This window comes from Sphingobium sp. RSMS (assembly GCF_005406185.4).
Taxonomy (GTDB): domain Bacteria; phylum Pseudomonadota; class Alphaproteobacteria; order Sphingomonadales; family Sphingomonadaceae; genus Sphingobium; species Sphingobium fuliginis.
Genome location: NZ_CM191258.1, coordinates 1,046,999 through 1,073,956, shown reverse-complemented (window position 1 = coordinate 1,073,956; position 26,958 = coordinate 1,046,999). Strand labels below are relative to the sequence as shown.

The 26,958-nt window shown below is 63.8% G+C and carries 29 protein-coding genes and 1 pseudogene; 4 read left to right on the top strand and 26 right to left on the bottom strand.

Features of this window, described 5'->3' with window-relative positions:
• Positions 1-55 precede the first annotated feature (55 nt).
• Positions 56-763, top strand: a complete 708-nt coding sequence (locus EGM87_RS22915) for a hypothetical protein (RefSeq protein ID WP_171407222.1) — start codon at positions 56-58, stop codon at positions 761-763.
• 30 nt (positions 764-793) lie between these two features.
• Positions 794-1,141: pseudogene (locus tag EGM87_RS22910) on the top strand (thermonuclease family protein); the annotation flags it as partial.
• 89 nt (positions 1,142-1,230) lie between these two features.
• Here EGM87_RS22910 and EGM87_RS22905 read toward each other — a convergent pair.
• The 8 genes from EGM87_RS22905 to EGM87_RS22870 all read right to left on the bottom strand — a co-directional run bounded on the left by EGM87_RS22905 (position 1,231) and on the right by EGM87_RS22870 (position 5,325).
• Positions 1,231-1,353: a hypothetical protein gene (locus EGM87_RS22905; RefSeq protein WP_262857528.1), complete on the bottom strand. Its 123-nt coding sequence runs from the start codon at positions 1,351-1,353 to the stop codon at positions 1,231-1,233.
• A 37-nt stretch (positions 1,354-1,390) separates the two neighbouring features.
• Entirely contained in the window at positions 1,391-1,672 is a 282-nt protein-coding gene (locus EGM87_RS22900; RefSeq protein ID WP_137708705.1) for a hypothetical protein, read from the bottom strand.
• Positions 1,669-1,935, bottom strand: a complete 267-nt coding sequence (locus EGM87_RS22895) for a hypothetical protein (protein ID WP_137708706.1) — start codon at positions 1,933-1,935, stop codon at positions 1,669-1,671. The genes EGM87_RS22900 and EGM87_RS22895 overlap by 4 nt, the downstream gene beginning before the upstream one ends.
• A gap of 43 nt (positions 1,936-1,978) precedes the next feature.
• Positions 1,979-2,233, bottom strand: a complete 255-nt coding sequence (locus tag EGM87_RS22890; RefSeq protein WP_137708707.1) for a hypothetical protein — start codon at positions 2,231-2,233, stop codon at positions 1,979-1,981.
• Entirely contained in the window at positions 2,230-2,913 is a 684-nt protein-coding gene (locus EGM87_RS22885; RefSeq protein ID WP_216614598.1) for a lysozyme family protein, read from the bottom strand. Before EGM87_RS22885 ends, EGM87_RS22890 begins: the two co-directional genes overlap by 4 nt.
• The gene (locus EGM87_RS22880; protein ID WP_137708708.1) at positions 2,913-3,119 is read right to left on the bottom strand and encodes a hypothetical protein; all 207 of its coding nucleotides are present in this window, start codon (positions 3,117-3,119) and stop codon (positions 2,913-2,915) included. The genes EGM87_RS22885 and EGM87_RS22880 overlap by 1 nt, the downstream gene beginning before the upstream one ends.
• Positions 3,116-3,319, bottom strand: a complete 204-nt coding sequence (locus EGM87_RS22875; RefSeq protein WP_137708709.1) for a hypothetical protein — start codon at positions 3,317-3,319, stop codon at positions 3,116-3,118. The genes EGM87_RS22880 and EGM87_RS22875 overlap by 4 nt, the downstream gene beginning before the upstream one ends.
• 77 nt (positions 3,320-3,396) lie before the next feature.
• Positions 3,397-5,325, bottom strand: a complete 1,929-nt coding sequence (locus tag EGM87_RS22870) for a hypothetical protein (protein ID WP_137708710.1) — start codon at positions 5,323-5,325, stop codon at positions 3,397-3,399.
• A gap of 38 nt (positions 5,326-5,363) precedes the next feature.
• Between EGM87_RS22870 and EGM87_RS22865 the strand changes: the two genes are divergently transcribed.
• A complete protein-coding gene (locus EGM87_RS22865) occupies positions 5,364-5,723 on the top strand; it encodes a hypothetical protein (RefSeq protein ID WP_137708711.1) in 360 nt (119 codons plus the stop codon).
• Here EGM87_RS22865 and EGM87_RS22860 read toward each other — a convergent pair.
• On the bottom strand, positions 5,720-11,761 hold the full coding sequence (locus EGM87_RS22860; protein ID WP_137708712.1) for an LPD22 domain-containing protein: 6,042 nt from the start codon (positions 11,759-11,761) through the stop codon (positions 5,720-5,722). The genes EGM87_RS22865 and EGM87_RS22860 overlap by 4 nt on opposite strands.
• Positions 11,761-13,791 (bottom strand): M23 family peptidase, encoded by a 2,031-nt coding sequence (locus tag EGM87_RS22855; RefSeq protein ID WP_137708713.1) that lies wholly within the window; start codon positions 13,789-13,791, stop codon positions 11,761-11,763. The genes EGM87_RS22860 and EGM87_RS22855 overlap by 1 nt, the downstream gene beginning before the upstream one ends.
• A gap of 73 nt (positions 13,792-13,864) precedes the next feature.
• Between EGM87_RS22855 and EGM87_RS22850 the strand changes: the two genes are divergently transcribed.
• Positions 13,865-14,089 carry a hypothetical protein gene (locus tag EGM87_RS22850; RefSeq protein WP_137708714.1) on the top strand — a complete coding sequence of 75 codons (225 nt, stop codon included), beginning with the start codon at positions 13,865-13,867 and terminating at the stop codon, positions 14,087-14,089.
• Positions 14,090-14,092: 3 nt separating this feature from the next.
• On the opposite strand, the gene EGM87_RS22845 is transcribed toward EGM87_RS22850, so the two are convergent.
• The 16 genes from EGM87_RS22845 to EGM87_RS22770 form a co-directional block, all read right to left on the bottom strand.
• Positions 14,093-14,611 (bottom strand): virion core protein, T7 gp14 family, encoded by a 519-nt coding sequence (locus EGM87_RS22845; protein ID WP_137708715.1) that lies wholly within the window; start codon positions 14,609-14,611, stop codon positions 14,093-14,095.
• Positions 14,604-15,005: a hypothetical protein gene (locus EGM87_RS22840; protein ID WP_253719193.1), complete on the bottom strand. Its 402-nt coding sequence runs from the start codon at positions 15,003-15,005 to the stop codon at positions 14,604-14,606. Before EGM87_RS22840 ends, EGM87_RS22845 begins: the two co-directional genes overlap by 8 nt.
• Positions 15,006-15,058: 53 nt before the next feature.
• Positions 15,059-16,882 (bottom strand): phage tail protein, encoded by a 1,824-nt coding sequence (locus tag EGM87_RS22835; RefSeq protein ID WP_137708717.1) that lies wholly within the window; start codon positions 16,880-16,882, stop codon positions 15,059-15,061.
• Positions 16,883-16,901: 19 nt separating this feature from the next.
• Positions 16,902-17,528 carry a hypothetical protein gene (locus EGM87_RS22830; RefSeq protein ID WP_137708718.1) on the bottom strand — a complete coding sequence of 209 codons (627 nt, stop codon included), beginning with the start codon at positions 17,526-17,528 and terminating at the stop codon, positions 16,902-16,904.
• Positions 17,518-18,165, bottom strand: a complete 648-nt coding sequence (locus tag EGM87_RS22825) for a phage connector family protein (protein WP_137708719.1) — start codon at positions 18,163-18,165, stop codon at positions 17,518-17,520. Before EGM87_RS22825 ends, EGM87_RS22830 begins: the two co-directional genes overlap by 11 nt.
• Positions 18,166-18,219: 54 nt before the next feature.
• Positions 18,220-19,449 carry a hypothetical protein gene (locus EGM87_RS22820; RefSeq protein ID WP_137708720.1) on the bottom strand — a complete coding sequence of 410 codons (1,230 nt, stop codon included), beginning with the start codon at positions 19,447-19,449 and terminating at the stop codon, positions 18,220-18,222.
• A 42-nt stretch (positions 19,450-19,491) separates the two neighbouring features.
• The gene (locus EGM87_RS22815; protein ID WP_137708721.1) at positions 19,492-19,824 is read right to left on the bottom strand and encodes a hypothetical protein; all 333 of its coding nucleotides are present in this window, start codon (positions 19,822-19,824) and stop codon (positions 19,492-19,494) included.
• A gap of 14 nt (positions 19,825-19,838) precedes the next feature.
• Complete coding sequence (locus tag EGM87_RS22810; protein ID WP_137708722.1) at positions 19,839-20,267, bottom strand: Bbp16 family capsid cement protein; 429 nt, start codon at positions 20,265-20,267, stop codon at positions 19,839-19,841.
• A 27-nt stretch (positions 20,268-20,294) separates the two neighbouring features.
• Entirely contained in the window at positions 20,295-21,332 is a 1,038-nt protein-coding gene (locus EGM87_RS22805; RefSeq protein WP_137708723.1) for a major capsid protein, read from the bottom strand.
• A 3-nt stretch (positions 21,333-21,335) separates the two neighbouring features.
• Positions 21,336-22,091, bottom strand: a complete 756-nt coding sequence (locus tag EGM87_RS22800) for a hypothetical protein (protein ID WP_171009927.1) — start codon at positions 22,089-22,091, stop codon at positions 21,336-21,338.
• Between the two features lie 25 nt (positions 22,092-22,116).
• On the bottom strand, positions 22,117-22,410 hold the full coding sequence (locus EGM87_RS22795) for a hypothetical protein (protein ID WP_253719192.1): 294 nt from the start codon (positions 22,408-22,410) through the stop codon (positions 22,117-22,119).
• Positions 22,411-22,427: 17 nt separating this feature from the next.
• On the bottom strand, positions 22,428-24,074 hold the full coding sequence (locus EGM87_RS22790; protein WP_262857519.1) for a portal protein: 1,647 nt from the start codon (positions 24,072-24,074) through the stop codon (positions 22,428-22,430).
• On the bottom strand, positions 24,074-24,220 hold the full coding sequence (locus tag EGM87_RS22785) for a hypothetical protein (protein ID WP_171009922.1): 147 nt from the start codon (positions 24,218-24,220) through the stop codon (positions 24,074-24,076). The genes EGM87_RS22790 and EGM87_RS22785 overlap by 1 nt, the downstream gene beginning before the upstream one ends.
• A gap of 115 nt (positions 24,221-24,335) precedes the next feature.
• Complete coding sequence (locus tag EGM87_RS22780) at positions 24,336-25,832, bottom strand: terminase (protein WP_137708727.1); 1,497 nt, start codon at positions 25,830-25,832, stop codon at positions 24,336-24,338.
• On the bottom strand, positions 25,819-26,529 hold the full coding sequence (locus EGM87_RS22775; protein ID WP_137708728.1) for a terminase small subunit: 711 nt from the start codon (positions 26,527-26,529) through the stop codon (positions 25,819-25,821). Before EGM87_RS22775 ends, EGM87_RS22780 begins: the two co-directional genes overlap by 14 nt.
• A complete protein-coding gene (locus EGM87_RS22770; protein ID WP_137708729.1) occupies positions 26,522-26,950 on the bottom strand; it encodes a hypothetical protein in 429 nt (142 codons plus the stop codon). The genes EGM87_RS22775 and EGM87_RS22770 overlap by 8 nt, the downstream gene beginning before the upstream one ends.
• Between the last annotated feature and the right edge of the window lie 8 nt (positions 26,951-26,958).

Below are 26,958 nucleotides of genomic sequence, written 5' to 3'. Positions count from 1 at the left end.
CCGAATCGGGAGGCGTCGCCAGCAAAGATCACGCAAAATTTAGAAGGGGCTGAAGTTGCATCCTAATATCGCGCTATCCTTGGATCGAGCCGACGAACTGCTCGCAGAAATGCGGAAGGAATATGATGCATCGCTTAGGCAGAAGCACGTTTCCGAGCGAGCCGTTCTTCTGACGCATGAAGTGCTGGAAAAGCTACGGAGTGTATTGGATCGACTGGCGCGGCGTTATTGGGAACTGCACGTTAAGCCTCACCTCTCGGCAGACGAACAGGCCCGGGCGACAATCTATTTCCCGATTGTGCCGGACGAGCAGGGCTTCGCGTCTTCAATGGGACGGTGGCGGTGGAAGTCGGTCGCGGCAGCGCATCAGCCATTTACCGATTACCTGCGGAGCCATCAGCCTTATATCCTTACCGGCGCTCAATGGTTGCCGACGCTGAATGACATTGTGCAGCGAGGGAAGCATATCGATCTTGTGCCTCAGAAGCGAGTCGAGGATAAGCGCACCGTCGTCAGCAGTCAGCACGGCTCTGTATCATGGGGGTCGGGTGTTCGGTTCGGTGGAGGCGTTCGGGTCCAAGGTGCCCCGATAAACCCCGCGACGCAGCGGATCGTGCCCACGCCGGGCGTAACCGAGCGGATAGAAGTGTGGGTCAGCTTCATCATCGATGGCTTCGGCGTAAACGCCCTGTCATTCACCGAACAAGCTGCTGCTTCGGTGCGCAAGATCGCCGTCGAAATGTCGGCTAAGTTCGCGATATAGGAAGATCGGGAAATGCTGGCTGGTCTCATCCTCGCCGCAGCCTTCGGCCTCTGCCACACCGGAGGCGGCTATAACTGCGTTGTCGATGGCGATACGCTCTGGGTCGCTGGCGAGAAGGTCCGTGTCGCCGACATCGATGCGCCCGAAACCCATCCGTCGCGGTGCGCGCTGGAGGCAGATTTAGGCCGCCGCGCGACCTTGCGCCTGCAATCGCTGGTCAACGCCGGGCCGTTCAGCCTGGCGACGCTCGATCGCGATACCGACCGCTATGGCCGCAAGCTGCGTGTGCTGGTCAGGGGAGGGCGGTCGTTGGGCGATCAGCTGGTGAGCGAAGGCCTGGCGCGGACATGGACCGGGCGGCGGGAGCCTTGGTGTTGAGGCGCGCGATCTTCGTTGCCGAGTGTATGGTCGTTGGTGCGCTCACCGTCCTTGCGGTAGGACAGGGATTCTGGAACGCGGGCAGCGCCCTATTTCGGCTGTTCTGACGCGCAGAGCCGATCCCACCGCGCATTATGGGCGATGATCTCGTCCACGGTAGCGGGCGTGTCATAGCTGTTCGCTGCCGTCTCTGGCTTCGTCTTGCTCGGCACCGCAAAGCTGATCGCCTTGAACGCGGTGCAGGAGGTGTCAACAATCCTCGGGGTTTCGCGCGTGGCGCAGGCAGGCAGCATCGCGCACAGCAGGATCGTGGCGGACAGCTTCTTCGGCATTGATCGCCTCCAGGGTTCGAGTGAGGGTTGAGGTGGCGGCCTGCTCGCGGACTTCTGAGGCGCCGGCATCGCGGGCCTGTTCGACGGCGCTGTCCTGGGCACGGTCGGAGCAGCGGACGAGGAGCAGGATCAGGGCGAGAACAGCGGCCACCGCAAGCGCGGGCCAGAAGCGGCGGAAGATGGCGAGGGCAGCGGTCATTCGCCGCTGTCCAAGATGATGTTGCCGATCTGCTGCGCGCCGGCCATCAGCGCGCCGAGCGCATGAATGTCGTTCGTGTCGCCCCAGCCATAGACCTGCACCGCACCGCTTTTCGTGACCTGCACAGCCACCATGACCACGGTCTGGTCGCAATCCTCGTCCTTCTCCTGTTCGATGCCGTCGGCCGCTTGGCGCAGCATGTCGGGTATCGACCGAGGATTGGATTCATAGATCGTGTGGACTTCGGCGAGATGCGCCATCATTCGCCCTCCCAGGTGCAGCCGTAGAAGATCAGCCAGAACAGGATCATTGCCCGGCCCCTTCGTTCTTGGCTTTCGCGACCTGCCGATCCTTGAGAGCGATGGCGCCAGCGGTTGCGAGGATGCAGGCGGAAAGGCCCGCAGGGTACGCAAGGCAGAAGCTATCGAACGAAGCCTGTATCTTGCCCGCCCACACCAGCGCCGGGGCCGACACGATGAACACGACCGAGCCAAAGGCACCGAGGATACGCTGGACCTCATATTCGCCGCCGATGCCTTTGAGGGCATTGAGGACTTTCATGCCCAGCCTCCGGCAATCAGCGCGTCCTGAAATTTCACCGCATATCCGGCGATCAGATCCGCCTTGTCCGTACCGTTGATGATCCGCCGTGCACCGGTGAAGTCATCCAGCGATCCTCGACCAGTGCCGATATAGGTGCCGAGCGATTTGCCGGTGAACCATCCCTTTTCCATGCCCCGCACCATGATCTGCACAGCGATCTCTGGTTCGAGCGCCCGGTCATAGTTCCCGATCAGCGTGCCTTTCAGCCCCAGCTCGTCGTCGGCGCGCTGATAATTTGCGTGCCAGGTCAACTGGACGAGACCGCGCCCATACGGGGCTTTCCCGGTGCTGTTGACCTTCCCATATTCACGGCCCTTACCTTTGCCCCATTCCTCGATCGGCTTGAGGCGGCTTTCATGCCAGGCGGTGGCCAGCTCATAGGCGAGCCATGCGATCGGGTGGTGCGCGGCTTCGGCAAGCAGGCGGTTGATGATGTCCACCTGTTGCTGATCCAGCGGACCAGTGACCTTGCGGACAGCCACGAAGAAGGCGTCGGGATTGGTGAGCTTGTGCTTGTGGGCGCCATCCACCGGCACACCCAGGCTATCCAGCAACCCGTCCACCCGCGCCACTTCCGCCTGCGTGAAGGGCGCGCCGTCGCGGGCGGATTTGATGGCGTCGAATATTTCGCGTCTCATCATTCACCCCCGTTCGGGCGCAGGCCCTTCAATATGCGCGTCATGAAGCCGTGCGTGTCGTCACCAATGGTGTCCACCGTAGGCAGGGAAACCGCCATTTCCGTCCCGCCGACAATCGCCGCACAGACATTGGACAGTTCATGCGCTGCCAAGCGGACGGCCCGGATCGCCTCGATCTTCTCCTGCTGCGTCGGCGCCGCCTTCATTTGCCAATCCTCTGCTCCAGGTGCTGGATTGTGACGGTCAGCGCAGACAGGGCCGCAGCTAGGGCTTTGTCGCTTTCGGTGCGGTCCTTGTCGATCTTCTGGCGCGTGTCGTCCCCGCGCGACTTGTCCCAAACCAGATACCCTATCATCAGCCCAAGCGGCCCGAACTGGCCCAAAGTCGTCCACATCTCAGCCGTCACGTTTGCCCCCGGTTGTTAAGCATTCCGGGTTGCCCCGACCCTTGGCGTTTTCGCCGTTGCATGATCTTGGGCGCGCATCAGGCCATCCGGATCTTCAGCGCAGAGCCGGTGCGGTAGAGCCCCAACACAGGCACGCCACCCGCCGCAGCCGCAGCGTCGTCAGCGTAATTGAGGATGCCGCCGACTGGGATCAGCACCCGCTCCAGATTGTCCGTGACGAGGGCCAGAGCCGTCGCCACGCCCGCCGCCGTTCGGGACGCACCGACGAAAGGAAGTGTGCCGTTCTTGATCCCGGTCGTGACCATCGGGGCATCGTCCAGACCGATGCCGAACATGGCGGCGATATTCGCCATGCCGCGATAGGTGCGATTGTCGCGCACCTCCAGCGGTCCCCGCAGATTGATGCCGTGACGGCCGAGGATCTGCCGCAGATTGCGGGTGTTGGAGAACTGGCTCGCGATCCAGGTCGGATCGACATAGCTGTTGTCGCCGATGCTGACGTCCCACTTGGTCGGGTCGAAGTCGATCGGCGTAACACCGGCCGCCGAGAAGATGGTGTTGTTGATGGTCGGGCCGTAAATCCCAGCGGCGCCTGTCGGATCGAACTCGAAGTCCTTCGCGGCATTGGGGTTGCGCATGACGCAGCTGTTGAAGATCGGCGCGTAATAGCCACCGCCGGGGCTGTCCTTGACCGTGACCAGCACGCCGCGCCCGAAATTCTCGTCGAACGTGCAGGCGGTGAACAGAAGTTCCCCGTTGCTCAGCGTCTCTTTCGAGCAGGTGGCGCCAGCACCCGCCGCGCGCGCACGTTCGAACTGGACGCCGAGGCACTTCATGTTCCCGTTGCCGCGAAACTTGGCGCCGTCGCCGCCCGAGAAATTCCCGCCGACAATCTCGCTATCGGTCCAGTCGCAATCGAGCGTGGAGCGCGTGCTGGCATCGGGGATCTTGATGTTGACCCCGATCATGCGATTGACCCATGTCGGGTTGCTGCCGACCTTCTGGGAGCGGATGGCGCCGCCATTGGTCCAGCGATTTTCGATCGTCAACCACATGAACTGGCCGCCGAGCAGGCCGTTGACGTCCAGCAGATATTCGAGCTGCGCCGCCTCCGTCGTGGTGATGACCAGATTGGCGAAAGCACCCTTGTTGAGGATGCTCCCCGGATCGGCATTGACCATCGCCGAGCGGCCGGACCCGGCAAAGACAAGGCGCGATGTCGGGAAGCCAGCGACATCATCGCCGGCGCCGGGGTAATCATCGCCGATGAACGAGAAGTTGGGGCGCAGCTCCAGCACGCCCTCGATCAGGAAATTGCGATCCTGTGGGATGCGCGCAGCGATGTCGTTGTCGATGCAATATTGGAAGGCGGCCGTGTCGTCGGTGCCTTCCGAGCCGTTATAGTCGCCAGCCGCACCGAAGTCGGTGATGGAGGGCATTTCGAACAGCTTGCGTTCGACCGAGGGGGCGGCGGGAAGGGAGGCGGGGCGGCGGTAGGCCAGCAGCGCCGCGCCGATCTCCTCGTCCGCCATGTCGGTCCGCAAGCCGTCGTCTGCGCCGGTGCCGGAAGCGAAGCCCCAGCCGCCGCCAGGCATGACGACAGGGAAGCGGCCGTCGGCACCGCCACCGATGGGCGTCTTGGGAGCGCGCTCGATTTCGCGTTTCAGGTAGAGCGCGCGGACAACGTCGCGGTCGTTCACTTCATTGACGACGCCGGGAAGGAAAGGTTGCCCTGAAGCGAAAATCACGCTCTGGAGGAAGGAAGGCTCCGACACGACATAGACGTTGCCCGATGCGGGGGCCGCCTCGAAGGTCACGGTTCCGCCTTCCGCTGCCAGCGTCACATTATAGGCGCTCGGATCGACAAGCTGATCGGCACCCGACGCGGGACGGATGAAGACCGCGACGTCATCGACCGAAACCGCCTTGAAGGTGAACGGAAATGCGACCGTGACCCCGTTGGCCTCATATGGCCCCGAGTAGGTGTCGGTCGTTGAAACTGCCATCTCTTGCCTCCGGGGTGGACGGCAAGTAATTAGAGGGCATGACAAAGGGCTTGAATCGACGGGGGATTGTTGCGGGCATCGCTCTCGCCGCCATCTCGGTCAGCGCAAGCGCGCAGGAAATATCGTTCGCAGAGAAGCGCGCGAAGTGGGAAAGTTGCGTAAAGACGGCCGCCGTCTCGTTAATCGTCCCGGCCGAATCTGCCGAAACCATTGCCGAGGGCGGCTTCGGCAGCTGCCCGGCAGAGCAAGAGGATGTGCGGAAATCGATAGCCCGAGTGGCTGTAGCCGCTGGAGGCGAAACAGCCCTTCCGAAGATCACTGCCCTGATGGCTGAAGAACGCGCCGACATTAAGGCCCGGGCTATTGCCGCGGTGCTGGCGAAGAAGCGGGGCCGCTAGTCCTTCTTGATCTTCCCCTTCGTGATGCCTTCCCACCAATCGCCGAAGGTCTCCGGGTGCTGATCGCCGGCACCGACATCGACAAGGAACTGGGCCGAAGCCGCCATCTGCCCCGTTACCGGCGCGCCGAGATAGCCCGCCATCTCCAGCACATCGCGGGTCGCCCGCTTCGTCTCCTCGCCCTCAATCAAACGCCCGATGTCCTTCGCCGCATTGACGATCGAGGTGCCGACGCCCGCCGCCGGGGTGAAGGTATAGCCGAAGCCCGAGGCGATCCCGCCGGCGACGTCGCGCACGACAGGGATGGGGCCGAGTGCAGCCAGGCCCACCTTCTGCATCGCCCACCATGCCCAATCTTCATCATCGTCCGGACCGCGCCCTGCGATCAGCTCCGAGGCGATCGTCGGGATCAGGTAGAGCATGACCGTCCGGGACAGCAGGCCGGGAAAATCCTTGACCGATCCGGTGCGGAACGCCGTGCCATAGTCCCGCGCGATCGTGCGCTGGCGCTGATAATAGGCGCTCATATAGCTGTAGAACATGGTCAGCAGCTTGCCCGCTTCGCCCGCCGCACCCTTGCCCCGCTGGATCGCTGCCAGATCCTTCGCTGCACCGGCGCCCTGCGATTCCCGGATGGCCTTGTCGGCGAACGCGATGGCATCGCGGTCTGACATGCCCTCGCTCAGCCCTTTGTTATAGGCGCCGATCCAGCCAGCCGTCGAAACAAAGCGGTCCATCATGCCGATCATGTAGAAGCCGAACCGCTTGACGTCAGACAGGGCGCCGACCTTCGACTGCTCGCGGCGCACAGCGTCGCGGATGTCGCGATCGAGCGTTTCCGACCGGGCCGCAACTTCCTGGCTGGTCGCCATGACGAAATTCATCGTCTCGATCGGAGACTTGGCGAACCGATAGACGCCCTCCGCCGCCCAGCGCGTGCCGATCCGTTCCGCGGTATTGAACACGCCCGCAAGCTGCATGAGGGTCGTTGATGCGCGATAGCCCATGCCGACGAAGGTGGCATTGGTGCGGAGGCCTTTGACCAGCTTTTCCACCGACCCCATGCCCTGCGCATCATAGGCGAACTCATTGGCAATATGCTGAAGCCAGGGGTTGAACTGCTTCTGGATATGCTCGCCCAGCGCGTCCCGAACGGCGGTGATGACCCGCTTGTCATTGAGGAAGCGGTGCGAATCGATCACAGCTTCACGGTGGGTGATGTCGTGGATCACTTCGCCGACGTGCCGGGAGATCACCGCCAAGGACAGCAGCACCGGCCGTTCGACCTTGGTGCGCTCGTTGGTGGACCCGGCGCGGGTGTTGGCCCGGCGATAGCCGCTTTCAAACAGCTTGTCGCCGCTGACCGCGTTCTGCCGCTCAGTGTCGAGCGAGCGGGTCGGGTCATAGACGACGGGATAGTAACCGCCGCGTAGCTCGCCTGCCGTGGTCATCACCGGCCGAGCCTCGACCTTGTCCGGCTCAACGCCGTTCACCCGCCGCTCCAGCGCCGCGATGTCCGGCCAGAGCGTATCGATGATGTCCCAGGTCTTTTGTACGAACTGCCATTCCTGCGGGGTCAGCTCCGCATTGAGGGCGTCCATGATCCCTTGCTCGTTCCAGCGATAGCCGCCTGCCAGCTTCCGGGCGTTGCCCTCGTTGCCCATGTTCAGCGCCATGGCGATCAGCTTGTCGCGCGTCATCACCGCAGGGCGTCCGGTGTCCGGGTCGATCATGGTCAGCGTGACCTTCTGGCCCCACCGCTTGCGGATCGCTTCCGGGATCTCCAGGCGCGCAGCCTCCAGCTGGCGCATCATGTCGGCCGTGCGCAGTCGCCTCTGCTCCTGCGCATCGACGAACCGCTGGAAGACGACGCGATTGAACACGCCATTCGGCCCCTGATCGAGCCAGTCGAACACGGTCTCCATCTTCAGCATCGCGGCATCGATGCCGAGGACGAAGGATTTTGCCCGGTCGAACCAGCCCGGCTCCTCGAAGGACGCCGTGGTCGGCTTCTGCGGCAGGCCGCCTGCCGTGGCGACCGCTTCGCCGACAACAGCCTCGAAATCGCGCTCCGCCTTCGCATCGAGCAGCTTCTGCTTCAGTCGCCCGAGGTGCATGATCTGCTTCACAGCGGCGTCCAACCCGAGTAGCTGGTCGACCGAGAGGCGCGACCAGTTCGTCGTTCCTAGCGTCGCAGCAAAGGACGGCGGCACGATCATGTCGCGCCCGGATTCCTCCTGCTCGCGCGCCCACGCCTCGAAACTCTCCTGCCGATCAAGGAAGCGCTGCGACCGCTGTTTCAGGTCGACCTGCTCCAGCAGACCCTGCGCGCGTTCGAGATAATCCTGATCGACCGACGCAATGGTCCGCTTCGAGGCGACCTTGTCCATGCGCTTCACCGCCGCCTCGATCTCGTCGGCCGCGCGCTTCGCCTCAGACACCAGCGCATTGTTCAGCATCTGGGCCTGTTTCTGCCGGAACGCTTCGGCATTGTCCCCGGCGATCACCGCATCCATGGCCGCCTTGCCCGCCTTCGCCGCGGCGCGCTGGTAGCGCTGGATCATCGACCGGGACGCCACATCGGCGACCTTGCCAGACCTTACTGACCGCGCCGCCCAATCCTTCGCAATGCGATAAGGCGTAACGCGCTGGCCTGTAGAGCGCGCCAGGACACGCATTTCGGCGGCGATGACTTCGCCCTGTTGATCGTTATGGATGATCGCAAGCGCTTCCTCCTCGATCGAGCCATCGGTAAACGGATCGCCGTAGCGCTCCATCATGTGCGCATCGACTTCCTGATCTATCAGTGCCTTGCGCACCGACCGCTGATCACCTCCCTCCCTCAATTGCCGGCGCGCGGTCTCCACGCCCATCAGGGCGCGGACCATCTCGTCGCCGGATGTGAAGCCGGACAGTTCGGCCACCTCATCTGGATTGACCCCGCCTTCCTTGTGGATCGGCGGCACCGCCTTGGGCAGCATCCCCGGCGCGTCTTCGCCGAGGGCTTCCCTGATCCATGTGGAATCGAGCGGGGTTTCGCGCGCCTGGCGCAGCGCACGGAATTCAGGCCGGGCATCGACAGTCGCGGCGACGTCCGCCTCGACCGCTGCCCGACGGTCGTTATATTCCTTCGTGACCCGACGCTTCACCGCGTTCATGACCTTGGCGAGCAGGGCGTCATGGGCTTCGCCGCGCGCCGCTTCCGTCGATGCCTGATAGGCCGCGAACTCCTCGTCCGTCATGGTCGCGGGCTTATCGGCGAACAGCGCCTCGATGTTCTGGATCTGCCGGGCCTGCTCGATCTCCTCGTCGGTAGCGATCAGCCGATCCATAACGGCGCGGATCTCGGGCGTGATCGGCGCCTTCAACCGGTCGACGGCGCGATAGATGGCGACCATCCACGCCTTGAACTGCTCGAAGGCACGGCGCAGCAACGGGGTGGGTGCCTTGCCTTCCATCAGGTATCGTTCAACGCCGCGCGCCCATAGTTCATGAGCATCGGTCGGGATTGCGCCATCGGCAAGGGGATGGCCGTTCGCGGCGAACCAGTCCTGCACCGCCTGCCAGTCCGCCTTCAACTGGTCTGGCGCGCCTTCCTCCATCGCGTCGGCGCGCAGCTGCTCGAGCCAGAGGTGTCCGGTCTCGTGCAGGAAGGTCGACTGATCGCGGCTCTGGAAAAGCTCGATGATACTGGGACCAGTGCCGAAGCCGGCGGACGGGAACACGATGCGACCGCGCGGGCCATCATTATAAGCCTGGTCGAACGCCTGCCCCTCGCTCTCCTGCTGATAGGCGGCAATCGCGTCCTTAATCTCCTTCCGGCTGGCGGCGTCGGGATCGATCCCCCGGTTCTCCAGCATCCCGCGCAGTTCCTGGGCTGCATCGCGCAGGGTCTTTTCCTTGGCGGTCAGAAACCTGTCGCGGCCCGACACGCCTTCGCTGATCGCGTCGAGCAGGTCGTTCGCGGTCGGCCGCTCCTGCCCGAAGTCGGGGAAATAACCAGCTTCCCAGGCGCGTTGCGCCCAGGCATCAGCCCCATATTCATTCTGGCCGAGGCCGCCTTCGTCGATCAGCTCGCCCTGATCCTTCACCAGCTTGCGCTTGCCGGGCTTGCCACGATGCCACTGATCGGCGCCCATAGCGCGCAGGTCGCCGCCGGTATCAACGATGCCACCGCCCTTGGAGATGAAGTCCATGAGCGATGGATCGGCCGCCGTGCGGGCATCCTTCCCGCCCTTCATGGTTTCGATCAGGATGTCCGTCGAATCGGCGGCTTGAATCTGGGCGAGGGCAGGGGGCAGGATCTGGCGGACCTCCACCGGATCAAACTCCTGTCCCGACAACTCCCGGCCCATGCGGGCTGCGCGCGTCGCCTCGCGCTGCGTCAGCAGCTCGGCCTGCTGCATCGCCGTCGCCGGGGTGAAGCCCGCCGTCATCAGCTTGTCGGCAATGGACTGTTGCAGCTTCTGGCGCGGTTCCCGCGCGGCGCGCTCCGCCTCCGCTTCCTGCGCCGCCTGCTCGGACAGCTGATCCATGACGTCGGCCATGGAATCCTCGAAGGTCTGGGCCTCGTTGACCGACATGCCGCCGGGCGAGAGCCGCATATCGTTCTTCAGCGCCCCCCATGCCGGGGTAGCCGCCAGCTTCGTGACTTCGCCGATCGGCAGAACGAGATCGCCGCCGGTGGCATAGGCTTCATCCACGGCATCGCGGAAACTGTCGAACTCCCCCGAATAGCCGTCCGACTGCTCATAGGCGCGCAGGGCTTCGGACGGGATGAAGATGCGATCATTGCCGGTATCGTCGCCCAGGTGCTGGACGAGGTCGGCGACGGCTTCGGGCGAGCGGCCCGTCGTCTTGGCCTTGCCGGTGGCGTCCGCGACTTCATCGAGAAAGGCGCCATGCGCGCGGGCCTGCGCCGCCTGCTGGCGACGATCCAGAACATCGGTCGCGATCCGCGCCGTGCGCTCAGCCGCTTTGGTGACGCCGACGGTCGTGCCGACACCGCCCACTGTGGCGACCAGCGTTTCGAGCGCAGCGCGCGGGCGGTCAGCCAAGAAGGACGAGAAGGGTTTGTCGGGATTGAGCGTGGCCCACTCGTTTAGATCTTGCAGGAAGGTCGAAACCTGTTCCTGTGGGATCTCGGCGGTCAGCTGGCGCATCAGCGTCTTGCCAAGCGGGGACTTGGCCGCGAGGTCGCCAACCAGGCGCGACACCGGCACATGCTCGGTCGCCGTCTCGATCAGGCCCTGCGAGATGCCATAAATCGCGGCGCGAGTCGGGGAAACGCCAGCGCCACGGGCCTTGGCATATTCATTGCCGCCGACGCTGGTGCCCATGACGGACGCGCCAGCACCGGGACCGGCGACGATGCCGATGCCGACCGCCGCAGCCGTGGAACCAGTCGACGAAACGCCCTGGAGCAGATTCCGCGCCAGCCAGTTATCGACCTGCGGTTGCAGGTTCTTCGCCATCTGCTGGCCCTCGACCTGGCGGGTGTTGGCGAAGTCGGCGACGATCTGGGCCAGGGACCGGACGCCCATGCGGCGCTCAGCATCAGACGACGGGGTCAACGCCGCCATATTCTCCGTGATGCCGCCCAGCGCGCCCCAGATACCGGACGTAAATTCCGGGACCGAGGACAGCAGATAGGAGCCGAAATTCTTGACCCCGTAGAAGGCTTTGCCGAACAGACCGAGATTGTCGTAATCGTCGGCGGCGATGGTGGCGTTGCCCGGCTTGGCCGACCAGCGACCGATTGCCGGATATTGCTGCATGATCGACTTCGCACGCGCAGCGCGGGCCTCCGCTTCGAAGGCGGGGAGGTTGCTGGCGACTGCCGACGGCGGCAGGCCGCGAGCCTCTGCAATGGGGCGAACCCGCGCGGCCTCGTCCGGCCTGGCGACTTTTATGCGATAGGCCAGCTCGTCGTCGCGCTGCTGCTGAAGCTCGGCCTCGAAAGGGTCGGTGCCGGATTGCGCCGGCACGTTCGACCGGCTGCGCATGGCGTCCAGATACTTATAGGGATCGGTCGCCATTACCAGAAACGCCCTTTGCCGTTGCGATAGGCGGTCGCGATCTGCTCGTCGTCGGGCGCGCCGCCATAGGTTTTGGTCCAGCCCGCGACAATGCGCTGGCGGATATTCTCGGGGATGTCGCGCGCCTCCAGTTCGAAGCGGGGCTTCGTGCGCTGCGCCTGCCCCGTCGGGATGCCGGCAAACGTGGTGTTGACGGTGAACGTCACATCGCGGGTCGCGGACTGATAGGCGCGGTAAAGCTCGTCGTCGGTGGGATTCCGCTTGCCGCCGGTCACGGCCGAAATCTCGGTTTCCATGATCTTCTGCACGGCGACGCGCTTCTTCCGGTCTTCCTCCTTGCTCCCGGTCAGCCCGTCCTCGACGCCGAAAGTGGAGATGGTCGACGCGACCTTGCTGCGGATCGACTTGTCGGGATCGCCCTTGATGATCTTCGCCTGCTCGACCAGCAGCCCCTGCATCTCGGCGCGCGTGACCTGCCCTGCATATTTGCCGAGCGGCGTGGCCGCGAATTTCTCCGGCTCCATGATGCGCATCAGTTCGAGTGAGGTCGCGGTCATGCCGTTGGCGGGCACCTCGACAGGCTTGGAGTTGCTTTTCGCCACGCCCATGTAGCTGCGCACAGCATCCGGCGACAGGCTGTTGCGGATCGACGCCGGCATCTGGGAAATGTCGGTGAAGCTGGCGCCCTTGCTGATCACCCATTCGCTCGCCGAGCGATCGGCCGCAGCCTCGTCGCGCGCCTTCAGCTGCTCGTCGAACGAAACGCGATCCTTGGCCTGCTCCAGCACCGCTTCGCGCTGTTCAAAGGTCCAGCCATTCGTCTTGGCTGCTGCGTAAACCTTCGACGTCAGATCCTGCAAATCCCAGCGACGGGCCGACGGAGCCACACCGCCGCCGCCCTGACCGAGAACTATATGCCAGTGGTCGCCGGTCGCGTGCTTGGACCGGCCGGAGCCAACCTCGTTCAGAGCCTCGATCACGGTATAGCCCGCATCCTCGACGCCCTTCACATATTGGTCGAAGGTCATGCCGGGGATCGGACGGACATCGACGGCGGCGGCGGACTTCACATGCCAAGAACGCGGGTTGGCCTTGCCGAGTGCACTGTCGGGGTCGCGCTTATTGTCGGTGACATGGGCCTGCGGGAAAAGCGCCTTGATCGCGCCTGCGCCGTCGGTGACTGGTGTGCCGCGCGGAGCCGCCTTGCCCGGCTCGCCGATCGGCGGCAGCGTCATGAGGGCATCGACCTGCTGGGACGCCCAACGCTTTTGCAACGGGGCGGCCAACGACGCGGACAGCGACGCCTCATCACCCGCCGTCATTTCGTCCCGGTGGGCCTCGAAATAGGCGTTTGCCAATTCGACATTCTTGTCGGCCAAATAGCGGTTCGTGACAGCGGTATGTGTGCCAGAAACCGCCTTCCGCTCTTCCGATGCTAAGATTTCTGGGTCAGCAAGCCCAGCCATCGACAGGTTCGCACGTGTTTGATCCTTGACCTGCTGAATGAACTCAGAACGCTTTGCCGGATCGTCGGCGGCAACTGCCATCTCAATCGCGTTGGTCAGCTTGGCCTTGCCCGTTTCCTGCTGATAGACGCGGCTTTGGCCCACGGCATAGGACGACATCTCATTCTCGGCCGATACGCGCAGCCGGGACAACTGCGGCTCCAGATAGCGGCGTGTCAGCCGGTCAGCCCGCGAGAGCGTGGACGAGAAGGCGTCGTCAATGGCCTTGCCAGCGGACGGACGGTAATCGAGCGCATCTTTTCCCAGCCTGGTCTTCAGATCGTTGACGGCGGAGTTCGCCGCGGTGCTGGCGCTCAGATAGAGATTGTCGGCATTGGTGCGGGCCAGATCATCCTCGATCTTCGCCTGACGCTCCGCGAAATCGACGACGGCACCGCCCGCGCCTTCGAGGCCGCGAGCGATGGCACCGCCGACGCCGCCATTATTGTCGGCGGCACGGAACCGGGCGCTGGTTGTCTGGGCTGGGCTGACGGTTGCAGCGCCATAGGTCGGGATGCGGGGCATGTCTTGCCTCGTTTGGTGGAGCCGTATAGGTATTCGAGCCAGCTAGCCCATTGAATCGACGGAAGGAGGAAGCGTGACAGAGCCTGGCGCCATCTGGGGCGGCATCTTCAGCCTCTACATCATGGCGGGCATCTTCGCGCTCAGTGCGGCCAGCAACGGCAGCAAGCCCAAAGACGTCGTGCCGGGATCAGCGCGGTTGAAGCAGTGGGAAGCCAGCGACGCCAAGGGCGATAAATTGCTCAAACTGTGGGGCGCAGGGTTCCTGCTCCTGTTGCTGGCGTGGTGGCTGCTGTCCTGATCATCATTTGAACGACGAGTTGCCGCCCATTTGGGAGCGCAGCTTGCTATATTGCTGGGCGCCACCGAGCGCCGTGGTTGCCATGTTGAAGGCGCCACCGACCAGCGCGCCGGTTGCAGCCTGGCGCGAGGCCTTCGCCTGCGACCTATAATTCGCGCCCTCGATGTCAAAGCCGCGCACATTCTCCCCGCCCTGGTCATAGATGCGCCGCGCATCCTCGCGCGCCAGCATGTTGGTGTCGGAGGTCAGATCAGCGGCATTGCCGAAATCGACGTCCAGTCCTCCGGCCGCCATCGCGACACGCTGCTGGCCTTTCAGCTGAGCGACCTTGCGGTAATGCTGGAGCGCCTCGTCCTGCGTCGCTTCCTGCGCGCGGCTTGCCGCCTCCGCTGACAGCTTCGCATTTTGGTCGGCGACCTTGGCCTGGTAGTTGGCCTGCGCGTTCGCCTGGAGCGCGGTGAAGCCCGCGCCGATTGTGGCGACGCCAGTGCCGATGGCCGTGAGGGTCAAGGGATCACACATCGCGGATCATCCAGAAATGACGGAAGGGGACGCCGGACACCAATTGCTCCTCTGGCTCGACGGTGAAGCCCCATGCCTGCAACAGCCTGATCGCCTTCCCGTTCGCGCTGGACACTAGGTTTTCAGCCATCCACCTTGAATCGACCGCCCGGCGGATCAGGGACGGCCCCCATGCGAGCAGCAGCTTGGCGTGCCGGTAAACCTCGTCGGTGCCGAGGAACCAGACAGTCGCGCGGCGATCGAGCGCGGAGACGGTGACAGACCCGAACATTGCTTCCGGCCGCCCATCGACCAGCGCGGTCCAGCAGCGATCGGAATTGAGGAAGCCCTGTCGCAGCGCGTGTTTCGGCGAATGGCCCATCGCCTCGCACTCGATGCGGTCGATGGCGCGCATCCGGGTCGCGATCGGGCCTATATGGGTGGCCCGTGCCCTCACGACTTCGACCGTCATCCGTTGACGATCGGGTCCAAGAAGACGCCGAGCAGAGTAAGGGGAAGCGGGTCCGTCTGCTTCACATAGACTGAGGCCTGACCGCTCACGACATTAGGCGAGTCCATCAGATATTTGCCGTTCTTCAGGCTATCGACCACGCCCCAGGGTTCATCGCCGCGGGACTTGATCTCGAACAGCTGGAGCGGTTGCGCGCCGTCTTCGCGCCCGGCACCGGCAAGGACATTGCGGCTGTCCTTCAGGTGCAACACCAGTTCGCCGGGCTGCTGCTTCCGCGCCGCGTTGGAGCCACCTCCCGCGCTGAACATGACCGGCATGGTCTGGATGTCGACATCATAAGGCAGGCCAAAGGTCGCCTTGCGTGCCGAGCCGGCGGACGACGGGAGCGTGACAGTGCCATTTGTGACGGTCAGCCCCTTGACGACAAAACCATCGACCAGCCCCCAGACTTCGCGCCCTTCCAGATGCCAGAGGTTGCGGAAGATCGCGCGCGGCTCATCGTAGGAGAAGGACACGGCGCAATCGAGATAGCAGCAATCCTCGACCGCCTCCCAGCGGGTCGATGCCATCCGCTCGATGAAGGTGTGCTCAACGCCGTCAATGGCGCGCCGGACCGTGAGATAGACACGATCCTCGCCATTCTCCGGGATCGAGCAGCAGGACAGGACAAAGCCATCCGTTTCGCACAGCGTCCACCCCCAGACCTGTTGCGCCTGCTCCCAAGTAAAGGCCAGCAGCTTGCCGTCGGAGCGGACCGCCCAGATCAGCGAGCGCGGCTCCTGCGCATAGCACCACGAAACGATGCTCAGATCCTCGAAGAAGTGGGGCGAGAAGATCGACACATCGTCCGACGTCAGGCCGTCCATCTCGAATTTGTAATTGAGCGAGCGAACGCCGCTGCCGACCGAGGGGGCGTAGAAGACGACATTGTCGACGACGAGCGGGTTGAGGCGCGAGGAACCGCGCCCGATCTGCCGCCGGACGGTTGCTGGTGGCGTGGCCGTCAGATAGCCGCCGTCCGAACCGCTCTCAACATTGAACAGGCTGTCCGAGGTCAGCGCGAGCAGGCTTGTCGTGGCCACGAGCTGGTTGATGGCGTTCACGCGCCCGGCATTGGCGGCGAGCGCGATGCTGTCGTCGGCGCGCAGCGGAATAGATTGGTCGAAATTCTCGAACTCCGCCGACCGGCTCCCCCAGATCGCATTGGGGCTGTTGCGGGTGCGGCCGAGGAACAGGCGCTGTTCGAAGAAAGTGACAGTCGAGGGATAATCGCCTGCCCCCCCAAAAGGGTTATAGGCTTCCGGCGGTGCCGTGCTGAGATCAGGGCCGATATTGTCGTCGACGAACTCGGTAACATCGGTGCTGCCGATATAGCCGTAAAAGCTGCTGTTCGACGCCTTGTAGACCTTGTAGCTGACCGCGCCGGCCGCTGCCGTCCACTCGATGAAGTTGTAATTCCGCTTCAGCGACAGGTCGTTATAGGCGGTGATGTTGCCGTCCGACCGCTGGCTTTCGAAGCCATCGACATCGACTGACGTGACACAATAGCGGGCGTTCTGCGGGAAATAGGCGTTGCCGCCATTCTCCGAATCGACGTTCGGCATGTGGACATCGATGGTGACGTCGGTTGGCGGCGCGATCTTTGGGCCGAAAGAGACCGTCGAAAAGGTCCAACTGTCATGCGCCGACCGCGCCAGCTTCGTGACCGGATGGTCGATATGCGCCAGATACATCGTGTCGGCCTGCTGCTCGACATCAATCTCTGACAGCTCGACGCCGTTGTAAGGCGTTCCTGCCCTGAAGACGCGCGAGACGCCCATGCTTCCTCCTTGGTGCCGGTCAGCCGTTGCCGCCGCCGCCGGTGCTGGGCGGATCGGAGGGGTTAACGGGATCGGGAATGACGGGATCGACAGGATCGGCGGGCGGCGCCTCCGTGCGCACCGTGCCGCCGGTCGCTCCGGTGAAGGCGGGCATGGCGCTGGTATCGATGCCGACGCGGAAGCTATTGGCATCGACCACCGCGACCACCGGGAAGAAGCGGTTATTCAGCTGGTCGCCGAGGTCGCCATCGATACCCGACAGATAGACCATGTTGCCGACGCTGTAGCCGTGATAGGCCGCCGTGACCTTGGCTTGGACCTCGTTCGTAATGCCGGTGATGGCCAGCTCTTGGTTGAGGACGAGGCCGCCAGCCGCGGCGACGCGCATGTAACCGTGCCCCATCTCCAGCGCATAGGCCTGCTCGATTGAGAACTGGAACGGAACAAGGCGGATCGGGCGGGTCGCGTCCAGCACTTCGGCGACCAGGCGGGTGCCCGGCCGCTTCATCAGTCCGCCATATTTGAGGACAAAGACGTTGCGGGCCTTGCGAAGCGCGGTCGCATAGGCGTCGACATCGAACCGGCCATAGAGATCCGGCGCGATTTCTCCCTTGCTGAAGCTGGGCTGTGCGAGCCTATAGGCCATCGATCAACCCCATGCGGGCATATTCGACCGTGCTGACATAGTCGGTCTGGCTCCTAGGCTGGCGATTCTCGCTCTCCGCAACGGCGCGTTGCTTTGCCAGTTCGGCCTGCTTGATCATGTCGCCCTTCAATTCCCTGCTTTTCTTCAGCGGCATGGCGAGGCGCGCGGCGAGTTCGAGGGATGCAGCACGCGCGGCGAAGCGGTCGATCACAGCCGGATCGACGGCATTGATCTGATATTCGAGGATCGCGTCGGCGACATTGGTGTAGATCGAGCCGGCGGCCATCGCGAAAGGCAGCTTGCCGAGCGCATCCCAGGCGGGGAAAGGGAAGGGGCCGACCACTGGCAGGCCAGTGACCTGCTGGGTTACAGTTGGCAGGACGCGCAGCGCCTCCGCCATCCCGGTCGGCTTGGCATAGCGGTAGAGCCATTCGCCGAGCCGATCATTCGCCTGTGCGGCGAGGGTGACGCGGCGGATTGCCCAATCCCAATCGGTCCAGCCGAGCAATTCTTCCAGCACGGAGGCGTAATGCATCCGGCAATAGAAGGCACTAGATGACGCTTCCTCGATCGAGTTGATCGGATCGGCCGCTATCTCGGATAGCGCCTCGTTGCAGATGCCGAGTTGGGATGCCATGCCGCCTGTCTAGGCTCCGGCTCCCACCGCTTGAATCGACGGGGCAGCGCCTGGTCAGGTGAAATAGGCGACGGTGCAGATCAGCTTGGCGCCGTTCCCGCCGGGATAGCCGTTGGCATAAGTCAGCACATTGGCGTCGGTTGCGGTCGGGTTGATGATGACCTGCAACTGATTGCCGGTCACGCCGCCTTCACGCCCGGTTCCCATCAGGATCGCGCTCGCGAACGCGGCAAAGGGGAGCGAGAAGTTGACGAACGCCGCGCCGGTCCCGTTGGTCGTGATGTCGATCGTGGCGGAGGCGATGACGAGCCGCCCGATCTTGGTGTAGTGCCCGCTCGCGGTGTAACTGGTGATCGAGCCGGAACCTGCGGAGACAGTCGGCGTCCAGGTGCCAGTCGCATAGTCGCTCGACGCCATGGCCCCGATCGCGGTCCGCCATGCCGTCTGGTCAGCACTATCGACAATCCCGAGCGTGAAGGCCGAAGGCGTATCGCCGCCGGCATAGGCCGCCAGCTTCGCGCTATAGGTCTGCACGTCCGATCCGATCGCCAGCCCCAGATTGGCGCGCGCCGTCGCCAGATTGGGCAGGTCGGACAGATTGTTCCCGGCGAGCAGCGCCCCGGCCAGATTATGCTCAAGAACAAACCATGACGCGCCGACCGACGCCTCTGTCCCGCCAGCATTGTCCGCCCGCGCAATAATGAAATCGCCGATATCGACCGACTTGCCCGACGCCCCGCCGATCTTGCCCGCGACCGTGACCAGATAGGCGTCGCCCTTTTCGCCCGCCGGATAATTGGGGTTAGTCGAGCAGTTGAGATCGCCCTTATATTCGAGCAGTCCGGCAACCGCCTGGGAGACGAAGGCGCGCACCGCCTGCTGCGTCGCCAGGCGCGTGGCGCTGTTGGCCGCCAGCGTTGGATCATTGTCACTATCGAGCGCAGCCGCGGTGCCGAGGCTGATTTCGGACGCCAGTGTCGCGCGGCCCTTGTTGTCGAAGGTGATGACCGGGATCTTGAGCGCCGCCCCATAGGTCGCCGGTGCGATGCCGGTGGTTTTGAGAGTGAAGGAGAGGGTGCCCTTGGGGCCAGTATCGACAAAATCGATGTCCGGACCGTCATCGAGGAGACGGTCGGCATCCATAACATCGGAGAGGGCGAGCGCAACAACCGGCGCGGCCCGAACTTCACCGACGCGAAAATCATTCTCCGGCGGTTGGCCGGTGGTCTGTGGGAGCCGTTTTGGCGATCCCTGCTGCCGGGTGTGGGATTGATAATTGGGCATGGATAGCAGGCGGGGAGCCGAAGCCCCCCGCCACCCCTGTTATTACTGGGTCCGGTCCTTGTCGTAGGCGGCCTTGATCGCAGTGATCAGTTCCGCCTTCGTCAGGCCACCCGGATTGATGCCGTGTTCGGCCGCGCGAGCTTCCAGCGCCGCCTTCGACAGCTGGTTGAGGTCGACATCGCCCGGCTGCGGATCGAGCGCCTCGTTGACGGCCCGCTGCAACTTGCCGTTGCCTTCGACCTCGTCCATCCAGTTTTCGCTGACCGGGATGCCGGCAGGGACGAGATCGCCCGACTGGAGCAGCACGCCGGAGGCATAGCCGGGCTGGTTCGCCCGGTGGGTGTTGCTGCCGGTCAGTTCCTTTTCGTCGCTCATTGCTCCAACCCTCCTCAGTTGGTCTGCGCGCCGGCCGTGACCGCCGCGAAGATCTTGCCAGTGGTCGGCGCGGTGCCGGTCACGTCGTAATAAAGGCGCAGATACTGCTCGTCCGTGCCCTCCGGCAGTTCAGCCGGGAATTTGAGGCGAGCGCCCAGCGTCAGGTCAGCCAGAGCGTAGGTCTTCGAGGCGACCTCCTTTGGCGAACCGAAGGCCGCGCTGTCGTCGGTCTGAAGCGACAGGGTCAGGGTCGTGAGGTTGTTGAACGCCTCCGTGACCGAGATCCACAGCGGGATTTCCGTCCCGATGCCGATGTCGCGGCGGACCGGCGCGGAATGGCCGTAAGCCGTCCCGGCCGCGCCGATGTTGATGTTGTTGGTCGATCCCGCGTCAGCCGTAACCGCCTGGCTGTCGCTGAAGATCAGAGTTGCGTCGATGATCATGGTCTTCCTCCTTGCCTTCAGCCAGCGTCAGACGACGCGGGTTTCCGTGTTGAGCAGGGCGTCGGTCACCTCGATCGGGATGCCGCGATAGGACTGGACCATGCGGCCCTCCAGTTCCATCGGCTTGAGCATCAGCGCGCCGTTCGAGGCGTTGGTGCCCATGGCGTCGAGGGCTTCGAGGACGCCGCGGTTCATGTAGATGACCGTGCGACCTTCGACCGAGGCGTTTTCGTTCAGCTGGCCACCCGCGCTCCGCATGGCCGTCGCATAGACGCCCTGGAGCTTGTAGAAGCCCTTCCGCATGAACTTGTAGAGGTCGACGGTGCCCGCCTGCATGTCGGAGACGTCGATGTTCGCGATCCGCGCGTTATAGCGCCAGTCGCGGACCGCAACGCCCAGGTGCCAGCGGAACAGCTCTTCCTTCACATAGTAGGCGTTGCCGTTCGCGTCGGTGACACGCTGCTCGCCCTTGTCCTCACGCTGGAGGCCCGCCTTGGTCCCCTTGGGGTGGATCAGGTGGGTCGCCTTTTCGCTGTGGGTGACGAAGGCGATCGAGGTGTTGTCAGAGCCAGTGCCGCCAGCATCGACGATCTGGTTGCCGGCACCGCCGCCGCCCAGCGCGTTATAGCGCGCGAACAGCCCCTTGAACTTCTCGGGCGTGGTCGTGACGTCGTGGTAGAAGAAGCCGGTTTCGGCCTCCTGCACCATTGCCTCGACGAACGATTCACCTTCCGACATGCGCAGCGCAGCCGGGTTGGGCGAGATGTCCAGCAGGCGGGTATCGACGGTCGACAGGCCTTCGACGAAGCCGGTCGTGTCGGTCACGGCCGCGCGACCGGACTTACTCTGCGGGATGCCCTGATAGAGGCGGCCCCAGGTCACCGAAGGCAGACCGGTGCGGATCGAGTGCTTGTGCGTCGTGCCGCTGTTCGCTTCCACCGTAAAGGCGTTACGAACGACCGGCGACAGCCGGTTCAGCACTTCCACGACTTCCGCAGTCGCCGCGTCCCCACCCGCCCTGAACATGTCGATCAGGTTGAGGTAGGAAGAGCCGAGAGTTGCCATAATTTATGCTCCTTCCTTCCTGACGTCGTTGGGATAGAGGACTTCTTCCCGCGACAGCTTGACCGGCGCCCCGGCATCGGGACGCACGAAGTCACCATCCTCGCCAACCATCGAGCCGATCTTCGCAAAGATGCGGATCATTTCGGGGTGGTTGCCGAAGCCGGTTTCGTTGAGGGCCGTGCGGAACGCAGACCCTTCGGGATGGCCCATCGCATCGAGGCCGCGACCGGCGCTTTCGAGGCTGGCATCCCACTTGTTTCCGCCGATCTGCTCATCGGCCTTCGCCGCATCCAGCCAGGCTTTGCGCTGCTGGTTGCCGGCGTCGATCATGCCCTGAATGGTCGACTGCTGCGTCTTCTCCATCAGGGACTTGGCGACCGGCAGGATCGTGTTGGCCTGGTCATTGGACAGGCCCAACTCCTTGAAGATCGGCGTAGCCTCTTCGAGCAGGTCCGCGTCGATGGTCATGCCCTCGAGTGCGGTTAGCTCATAGGATTCCGGCACGACCGGCGGTTCGGGTTCCTTGGGCGCATCTGGGTCAGCGGGATCGGTCTCGGGCTTCTTTCCGCCGAGCGCGGTATCGTCGTCGCCATCATCGACCGCAGCAGGCGCGGGATCAGCGGCGGGTGCCGGATCAACCGGAGCAGGGTCGGCGGCGGGTGCCGGGGCGGGATCAGCAGCCGGAGCAGGCGCAGGATCGCCGGTCGGGTGATCCGGCGCGCGCAGGAATCGGCCGACCCGCCGCTCGAGCGCTGTCATGGCGACGCCAGCCAGCAGGCTATGCCTATTCCGCAATTTCGTCATACCGACCAGTTGCACTCTTCTTCTCCTTCGGGGCTGGGTTCGCTTCCTCGCGAAGCACCGCAATCAGCGTCATGATGTTGAGGGGGTGGCGAAGCGCGGCAGGCTGGCCCGCTTCGACATCGGCGAGGATCGCGAACATTTGGCTGCGGCGCCCCTCTGCGAATGAGAGATCGCGGCCATCAGCCCCGCTCGTTCCTTGCGTCAGAATTCCGGACGTTTGAATCGACCGCCAGATGAACCGACGGAATGCCGGGAGAGCCAGCAGATCGGCCATATCCTTTTCCTGCTGGGTCATCCGAGCAGCGTGTCGAGCATGGGTTGGCCGTTGACGTCGGTTTCGGACAGCAGGCGGGCAGCATCCGCGCCCTGCTGCATCGCCGGGGCCATCTCCGCCATCTTCGCCGCGTTCTGCTGCTGCTGGCGGGCCTGCCGGATCTTCGCCACCTCTTCGGCGGTGCGGATCAGCTTCGGTGGCGTGCCGGCGCGCTCCGCATATTCGTCGATCATCTCGTCGGTGTTGAGCTTGTCCGCCGCATCCGGGAACGCGCCCGCCAGGTTGCCGACGAAGGAAGCGGTGCGCTCGATCTGGCCGAGGCCGACCATGCGCTGCATCTGAGTCAGGATGGAAACGAACTCGACCTTGATCTCGCTCTGGTCGCGCATGACTTCCGGGACCGGCGGCAGCATCCCGCCGCGCATCATGATCCCGAAGACGCGATCGATGGCGACGGACAGCTTCTCGTTGTTCACGCGCTCGATCGTCGGACCAAGCTGGGTCAGCTTCTCCTCGTTGCGCGCCGCGATCTCCTCGATATTGCGGGGCTGGATGCCCTGCATGTTGGTGATCGCCATGAACAGGTCAGCGAAGGATGTGGTGTCGATCTTGCGATAGAGCCGGTCGATCTTGCCCCCGATCGCCTGGATCGCCTGATAGGGCAGCTGATACGGGATCAGCACGGAATCCTTGTCGATGTCGGCGGCCGACACGATGTTGCCGGGCTGGCCGGTCAATTTCAGGCCGGGCTTCGTCACCTTCTCCGGCTTCACCAGCTGGTCGATCGCTTCATTCTCGCGCTTGTTCTGCATCTGCAGTTCGCGGATCGAGGCAAGGCCCTCCATCGCAGGAGAATAGCCATAGGTGTCGGAGCCGGTCAGATCCCAGCGCGGGGCATAAAAAGGCTGGTCGTGATAACCGGAGACGCGCAGGGTCTTTTCCCGATCGTCCTTCTCGTCCCAATAGACCGACCGCCAAGGCTTCGAGAAGGGATCGCCCGGCCGCCATTCCGGGTCAGGCTCGATTGCCTGGAAGACATCGACGATCTCGTCGTAATTCGCCCGGTCATACATGGCTCGCACGGTGCTGCTGGCCCGGTTGCCGAACGACTGCACGGTCTGGCGCACCGTCATCGGGCAGCGGCGATAGAGCGTGTCGGCGACCATCGCGTCCGACATCGAGATCCAATATTCTCCCGCGGTCAGGGCGTGACACACCATGCCGAGACTGCGATGCTCGACCATGACGCAGGCTTCGGTGCCGAACAGGCCCAGTTCATGATAGCCGGTCTTCGCCGCACCGTAGAAGTTGGTCTGCGCGAAGAAGGCATCCATGCGCCGATCGACCTCGGACAGCCAGAAGCGCACCTCCGGCTCGTCCATCAGCGCGTCGTCGAAGGTGGAGAGCTTCTTCCAGGGGCGCGACGGCGAGGACAGGCCCGACGTCATGCCATTGGCGAGCGTCCGATAGCTGCCGATCGCATATTCGTCGTAGAGCCTGGCGTTGCGCTGCCGGCGGGCCGTCTTGTTGGTATCGCTGTTGAGGAAGCGCGACCGGGCAGGCTGGCAGAAGCGCGCGATTTCCTTCCATTCCGGCTCATAGTCGGAGCGGATGGACTGCATCCCCTTCAGCCGGGTCTCGCAGTTCTGCCGGAGCGACGCCATCAGCCGAGCGTGTTCGAGGTGGCCGAGGTGTTGGCAGCGCCGAGCGCGCCCGACGGGCCAGTGATCATGCCCGAGATCATCGCTTTGCGGCGGCGGCGCGCGTCACGATCCGATGCTGGGTCCGTTCCCTCGTCGGGCAGCTTCACGGACTGTCGCTCCGGCGCCGTTGCTACATCAGGTGCTGAAACGCAAATGGCCTGTCTCCCGCTTGGTGGCGGGAGCAGGGATATGGCGGCGGGCTATTCGGTTGAATCGACGGGGCTAGTCGAGTTCGGCGTAGCGGTCGCTGCTGCGCGACTGCCCATAATTCTCGGGGTTGAGGTATCCAGGCACAGAACGCGGCGCGACCGGTTCGGCGAAAGTGCAGGCCAGCGCATCAGCATCGTCCGGCGACGCCACACCGCGCGCCTTCATGTGATCCTTCTTTTCCAACTCGATGCGCTGCTCGGCGTCATAGCCATATTCCGGACTGGTCAGATCGTCGGCGAGGCCCTGATCCTCTGGGATGGCGCCATGCTCCAGCCACGTCCGCATCGATGTCCACATCTCCGCCCGCTTGTTCTTGGTCTTCACGCGGACATTGTTGGCCCAGACGGCATCACGCCCCTTGCCGCCGAAGTTGACCTCGAAGACAGCCATCTCCGGCAGCAGCTGGCGTAGGCGGTCGATGACGCCGGCACCCATGGCACCGACATCGACGAAAATTGCGTCGGGATGCTCCTGCTGCGCCTCCATGGCGATGTCGCCCGCGACCGTCATGGTGTCGGCACCATACCACCGCTTCCACGGCCGGGACTTGGCATCGCGGCCGCAGCGCTTGGCGAGCGTGCTATGGTCATCACCGAAACGCGCGATGTCGACGCCATAGATCAATGGATCGGAGCCGATGGAATTGACGACGCGCTGCTGGGCGGCCTCGACCACATCCATGCCGATGAACTGCATCGACGACGCCGAGGGGAATTGCCCAAGGACACGGACCTTCACGATGTCGCTGTCGATGCCATAGGTGTCGACCAGCTCCTGCAGATAAGCCTTGTTCGTGCCCTCGACTGTGCGGCTGTCGATTTGTTTCGTCTTCCACAGGTTCCGGCTCTTGCCGAAGCAGTCGCGGAATGATCCGGTGTTGAGCGTGGGGTTGCCGAAGGCGAGCCACAGGATCTCGGTATCCTCGTCGGTCAGCGCACCTAGCGCGACCTCCCAGACCTTCTGAATGATGCCCGACGCCTCGTCGAAGATCAGGACGATGCGCTTGCCCTGGTTGTGCAGACCGGCGAACGCCTCGGTATTGTTGGCTGACCATGTGACCAGATCGGTGCGCCACGACTTCGAGCGCTCGCCCATGGTCGACACGATACTGGTCGCGTTGACCTTGAACCAGTCGTCCGTGACGGCGAGCTGCGCCCACTTCGCCAGCTCCGGGCCAGTCTTTGTCAGCAGCTGACCTTCGGTGTTAGCGGTGATGACGATGCGGGTGTCGACGCAGGTATCGAGCGCCCATTTGTTAATCATCGAGATCCCAGCGGACTTGCCGATGCCGTGGCCGGAGGCGATGCCGATGCGGCAGGGCGTGAAGCGCAGCGCCGGGTTGGACAGGTGCTCCTCGATCTGGAGGAATGTTTCCTCCTGCCAGGTGCGTGGGCCAGGCGCCGGCAGCGTTTCAGTCTCCCATGGATAGGCGAACCGGGCATGATCGAGCGGGGAGAAACGGAATTCGCCGATACGCTGGGCGAGGGCGACGCGGTCACTGGCGGCCATTGTTCACCCTGGCATTGCCGGCGATGATGGCCGCAGCAAGATCGTCGGTGATATCATGCTCGACCTTGTCCTTGAACATGCCGAGATGACGCGCGACGTTTTCCAGCGCCTTGCCCTGATCCTGCAGCTTGATCTCGAAGCCCTCCTTCGTGATCTTCGCGCCCGCATAGAGTAGGCGAGCAGGCCCTTTGAGGTGCCGGGTGTCGAGCGCATGGATGTCCTCGCGCCCTTCGCCGCCGCATTTCGGGCAGTCAGGGTGCGGGTCAGCCTTCTTGTCGAAGCCATAGCCGCCCTCGTCGCTGGGCATGTCCTGCGGGCCAGCATCCTCGACCATGGCCGCAGCGGCAACGGCCTTGCGAAACTCGGCGGTGTCGATCCACTGATAGCCGAAATCGTCGCCGTGACAGTGCCGGCAGCAGGTGCGGCGGAACTGGATCAGCTCGTTCGGATCGGCCGTGGCGATCTCCCACCAACGGCGTAGCACCATCTCTTGCGTGATCTGGGTCCGCTCGCTCAGAGCCTGCTGCGCAGCCGCTATGGCCCGCTGAACCTTAGCATTTCTGAGTAGGCGCGAGGCATTGACCTCCGCCGAATTTCCCTTCGCCACATAGCCCGCACGCCGGTAGGCAGCGGTGGCATTGAGATCGACGAGGTATTCTTCGACGAAGCGCGCCTGCTTTCCATCCAGCTTAGCCACGGCTCTTTTCGATCTCCCAACCCACGAAAACCAGATCCGCGAGATATTCCACCGCAGGCTTCCCCAGCCGGGCCGCTTCGGTGAAAATCTCCGCCGCGATGTCAGGCCGACGCGTCTTCACCACGACCGGGGCAGGCGTCGGAACATCCTTGGGCCGGTTGCGCCAGTGCGGGGCGGTGTTGAGGGGCAGGGCCGTCCATTTGCCCGTCGCCTTGATCCCGACACGACGAGACCGCTGGAAAACTTCCCGCTCGATATAGCCCTTCACCTCCAGCCGGCCGAGCAGGCGCGGGGCTTCGCTGTCATGCTCGGACCCGATCAGTTCATTCAGGGCATCGTTGCCCGGGCAGGGCGCGCAGGCATTAGCCGCGGCAACCAGCGCCTCGTAGATGATCCGTTCGTTGTTCGTCAGTTCCGTCATTTCCCGAT

Coding starts and splice junctions, on each gene's coding strand:
- EGM87_RS22840 (WP_253719193.1), bottom strand. CDS start 15,005: ATGCGCGCCATCGACCGCATCGAGTGCGAGGCGATGGGCCATTCGCCG.
- EGM87_RS22845 (WP_137708715.1), bottom strand. CDS start 14,611: ATGTGTGATCCCTTGACCCTCACGGCCATCGGCACTGGCGTCGCCACA.
- EGM87_RS22865 (WP_137708711.1), top strand. CDS start 5,364: ATGACAAAGGGCTTGAATCGACGGGGGATTGTTGCGGGCATCGCTCTC.
- EGM87_RS22810 (WP_137708722.1), bottom strand. CDS start 20,267: ATGATCATCGACGCAACTCTGATCTTCAGCGACAGCCAGGCGGTTACG.
- EGM87_RS22795 (WP_253719192.1), bottom strand. CDS start 22,410: ATGGCCGATCTGCTGGCTCTCCCGGCATTCCGTCGGTTCATCTGGCGG.
- EGM87_RS22820 (WP_137708720.1), bottom strand. CDS start 19,449: ATGCCCAATTATCAATCCCACACCCGGCAGCAGGGATCGCCAAAACGG.
- EGM87_RS22870 (WP_137708710.1), bottom strand. CDS start 5,325: ATGGCAGTTTCAACGACCGACACCTACTCGGGGCCATATGAGGCCAAC.
- EGM87_RS22790 (WP_262857519.1), bottom strand. CDS start 24,074: ATGGCGTCGCTCCGGCAGAACTGCGAGACCCGGCTGAAGGGGATGCAG.
- EGM87_RS22770 (WP_137708729.1), bottom strand. CDS start 26,950: ATGACGGAACTGACGAACAACGAACGGATCATCTACGAGGCGCTGGTT.
- EGM87_RS22890 (WP_137708707.1), bottom strand. CDS start 2,233: ATGAAAGTCCTCAATGCCCTCAAAGGCATCGGCGGCGAATATGAGGTC.
- EGM87_RS22800 (WP_171009927.1), bottom strand. CDS start 22,091: ATGACAGCGCTCGAGCGGCGGGTCGGCCGATTCCTGCGCGCGCCGGAT.
- EGM87_RS22830 (WP_137708718.1), bottom strand. CDS start 17,528: ATGGCCTATAGGCTCGCACAGCCCAGCTTCAGCAAGGGAGAAATCGCG.
- EGM87_RS22805 (WP_137708723.1), bottom strand. CDS start 21,332: ATGGCAACTCTCGGCTCTTCCTACCTCAACCTGATCGACATGTTCAGG.
- EGM87_RS22880 (WP_137708708.1), bottom strand. CDS start 3,119: ATGAAGGCGGCGCCGACGCAGCAGGAGAAGATCGAGGCGATCCGGGCC.
- EGM87_RS22815 (WP_137708721.1), bottom strand. CDS start 19,824: ATGAGCGACGAAAAGGAACTGACCGGCAGCAACACCCACCGGGCGAAC.
- EGM87_RS22835 (WP_137708717.1), bottom strand. CDS start 16,882: ATGGGCGTCTCGCGCGTCTTCAGGGCAGGAACGCCTTACAACGGCGTC.
- EGM87_RS22895 (WP_137708706.1), bottom strand. CDS start 1,935: ATGATGGCGCATCTCGCCGAAGTCCACACGATCTATGAATCCAATCCT.
- EGM87_RS22855 (WP_137708713.1), bottom strand. CDS start 13,791: ATGCCCCGCATCCCGACCTATGGCGCTGCAACCGTCAGCCCAGCCCAG.
- EGM87_RS22860 (WP_137708712.1), bottom strand. CDS start 11,761: ATGGCGACCGATCCCTATAAGTATCTGGACGCCATGCGCAGCCGGTCG.
- EGM87_RS22780 (WP_137708727.1), bottom strand. CDS start 25,832: ATGGCCGCCAGTGACCGCGTCGCCCTCGCCCAGCGTATCGGCGAATTC.
- EGM87_RS22900 (WP_137708705.1), bottom strand. CDS start 1,672: ATGACCGCTGCCCTCGCCATCTTCCGCCGCTTCTGGCCCGCGCTTGCG.
- EGM87_RS22885 (WP_216614598.1), bottom strand. CDS start 2,913: ATGAGACGCGAAATATTCGACGCCATCAAATCCGCCCGCGACGGCGCG.
- EGM87_RS22825 (WP_137708719.1), bottom strand. CDS start 18,165: ATGGCATCCCAACTCGGCATCTGCAACGAGGCGCTATCCGAGATAGCG.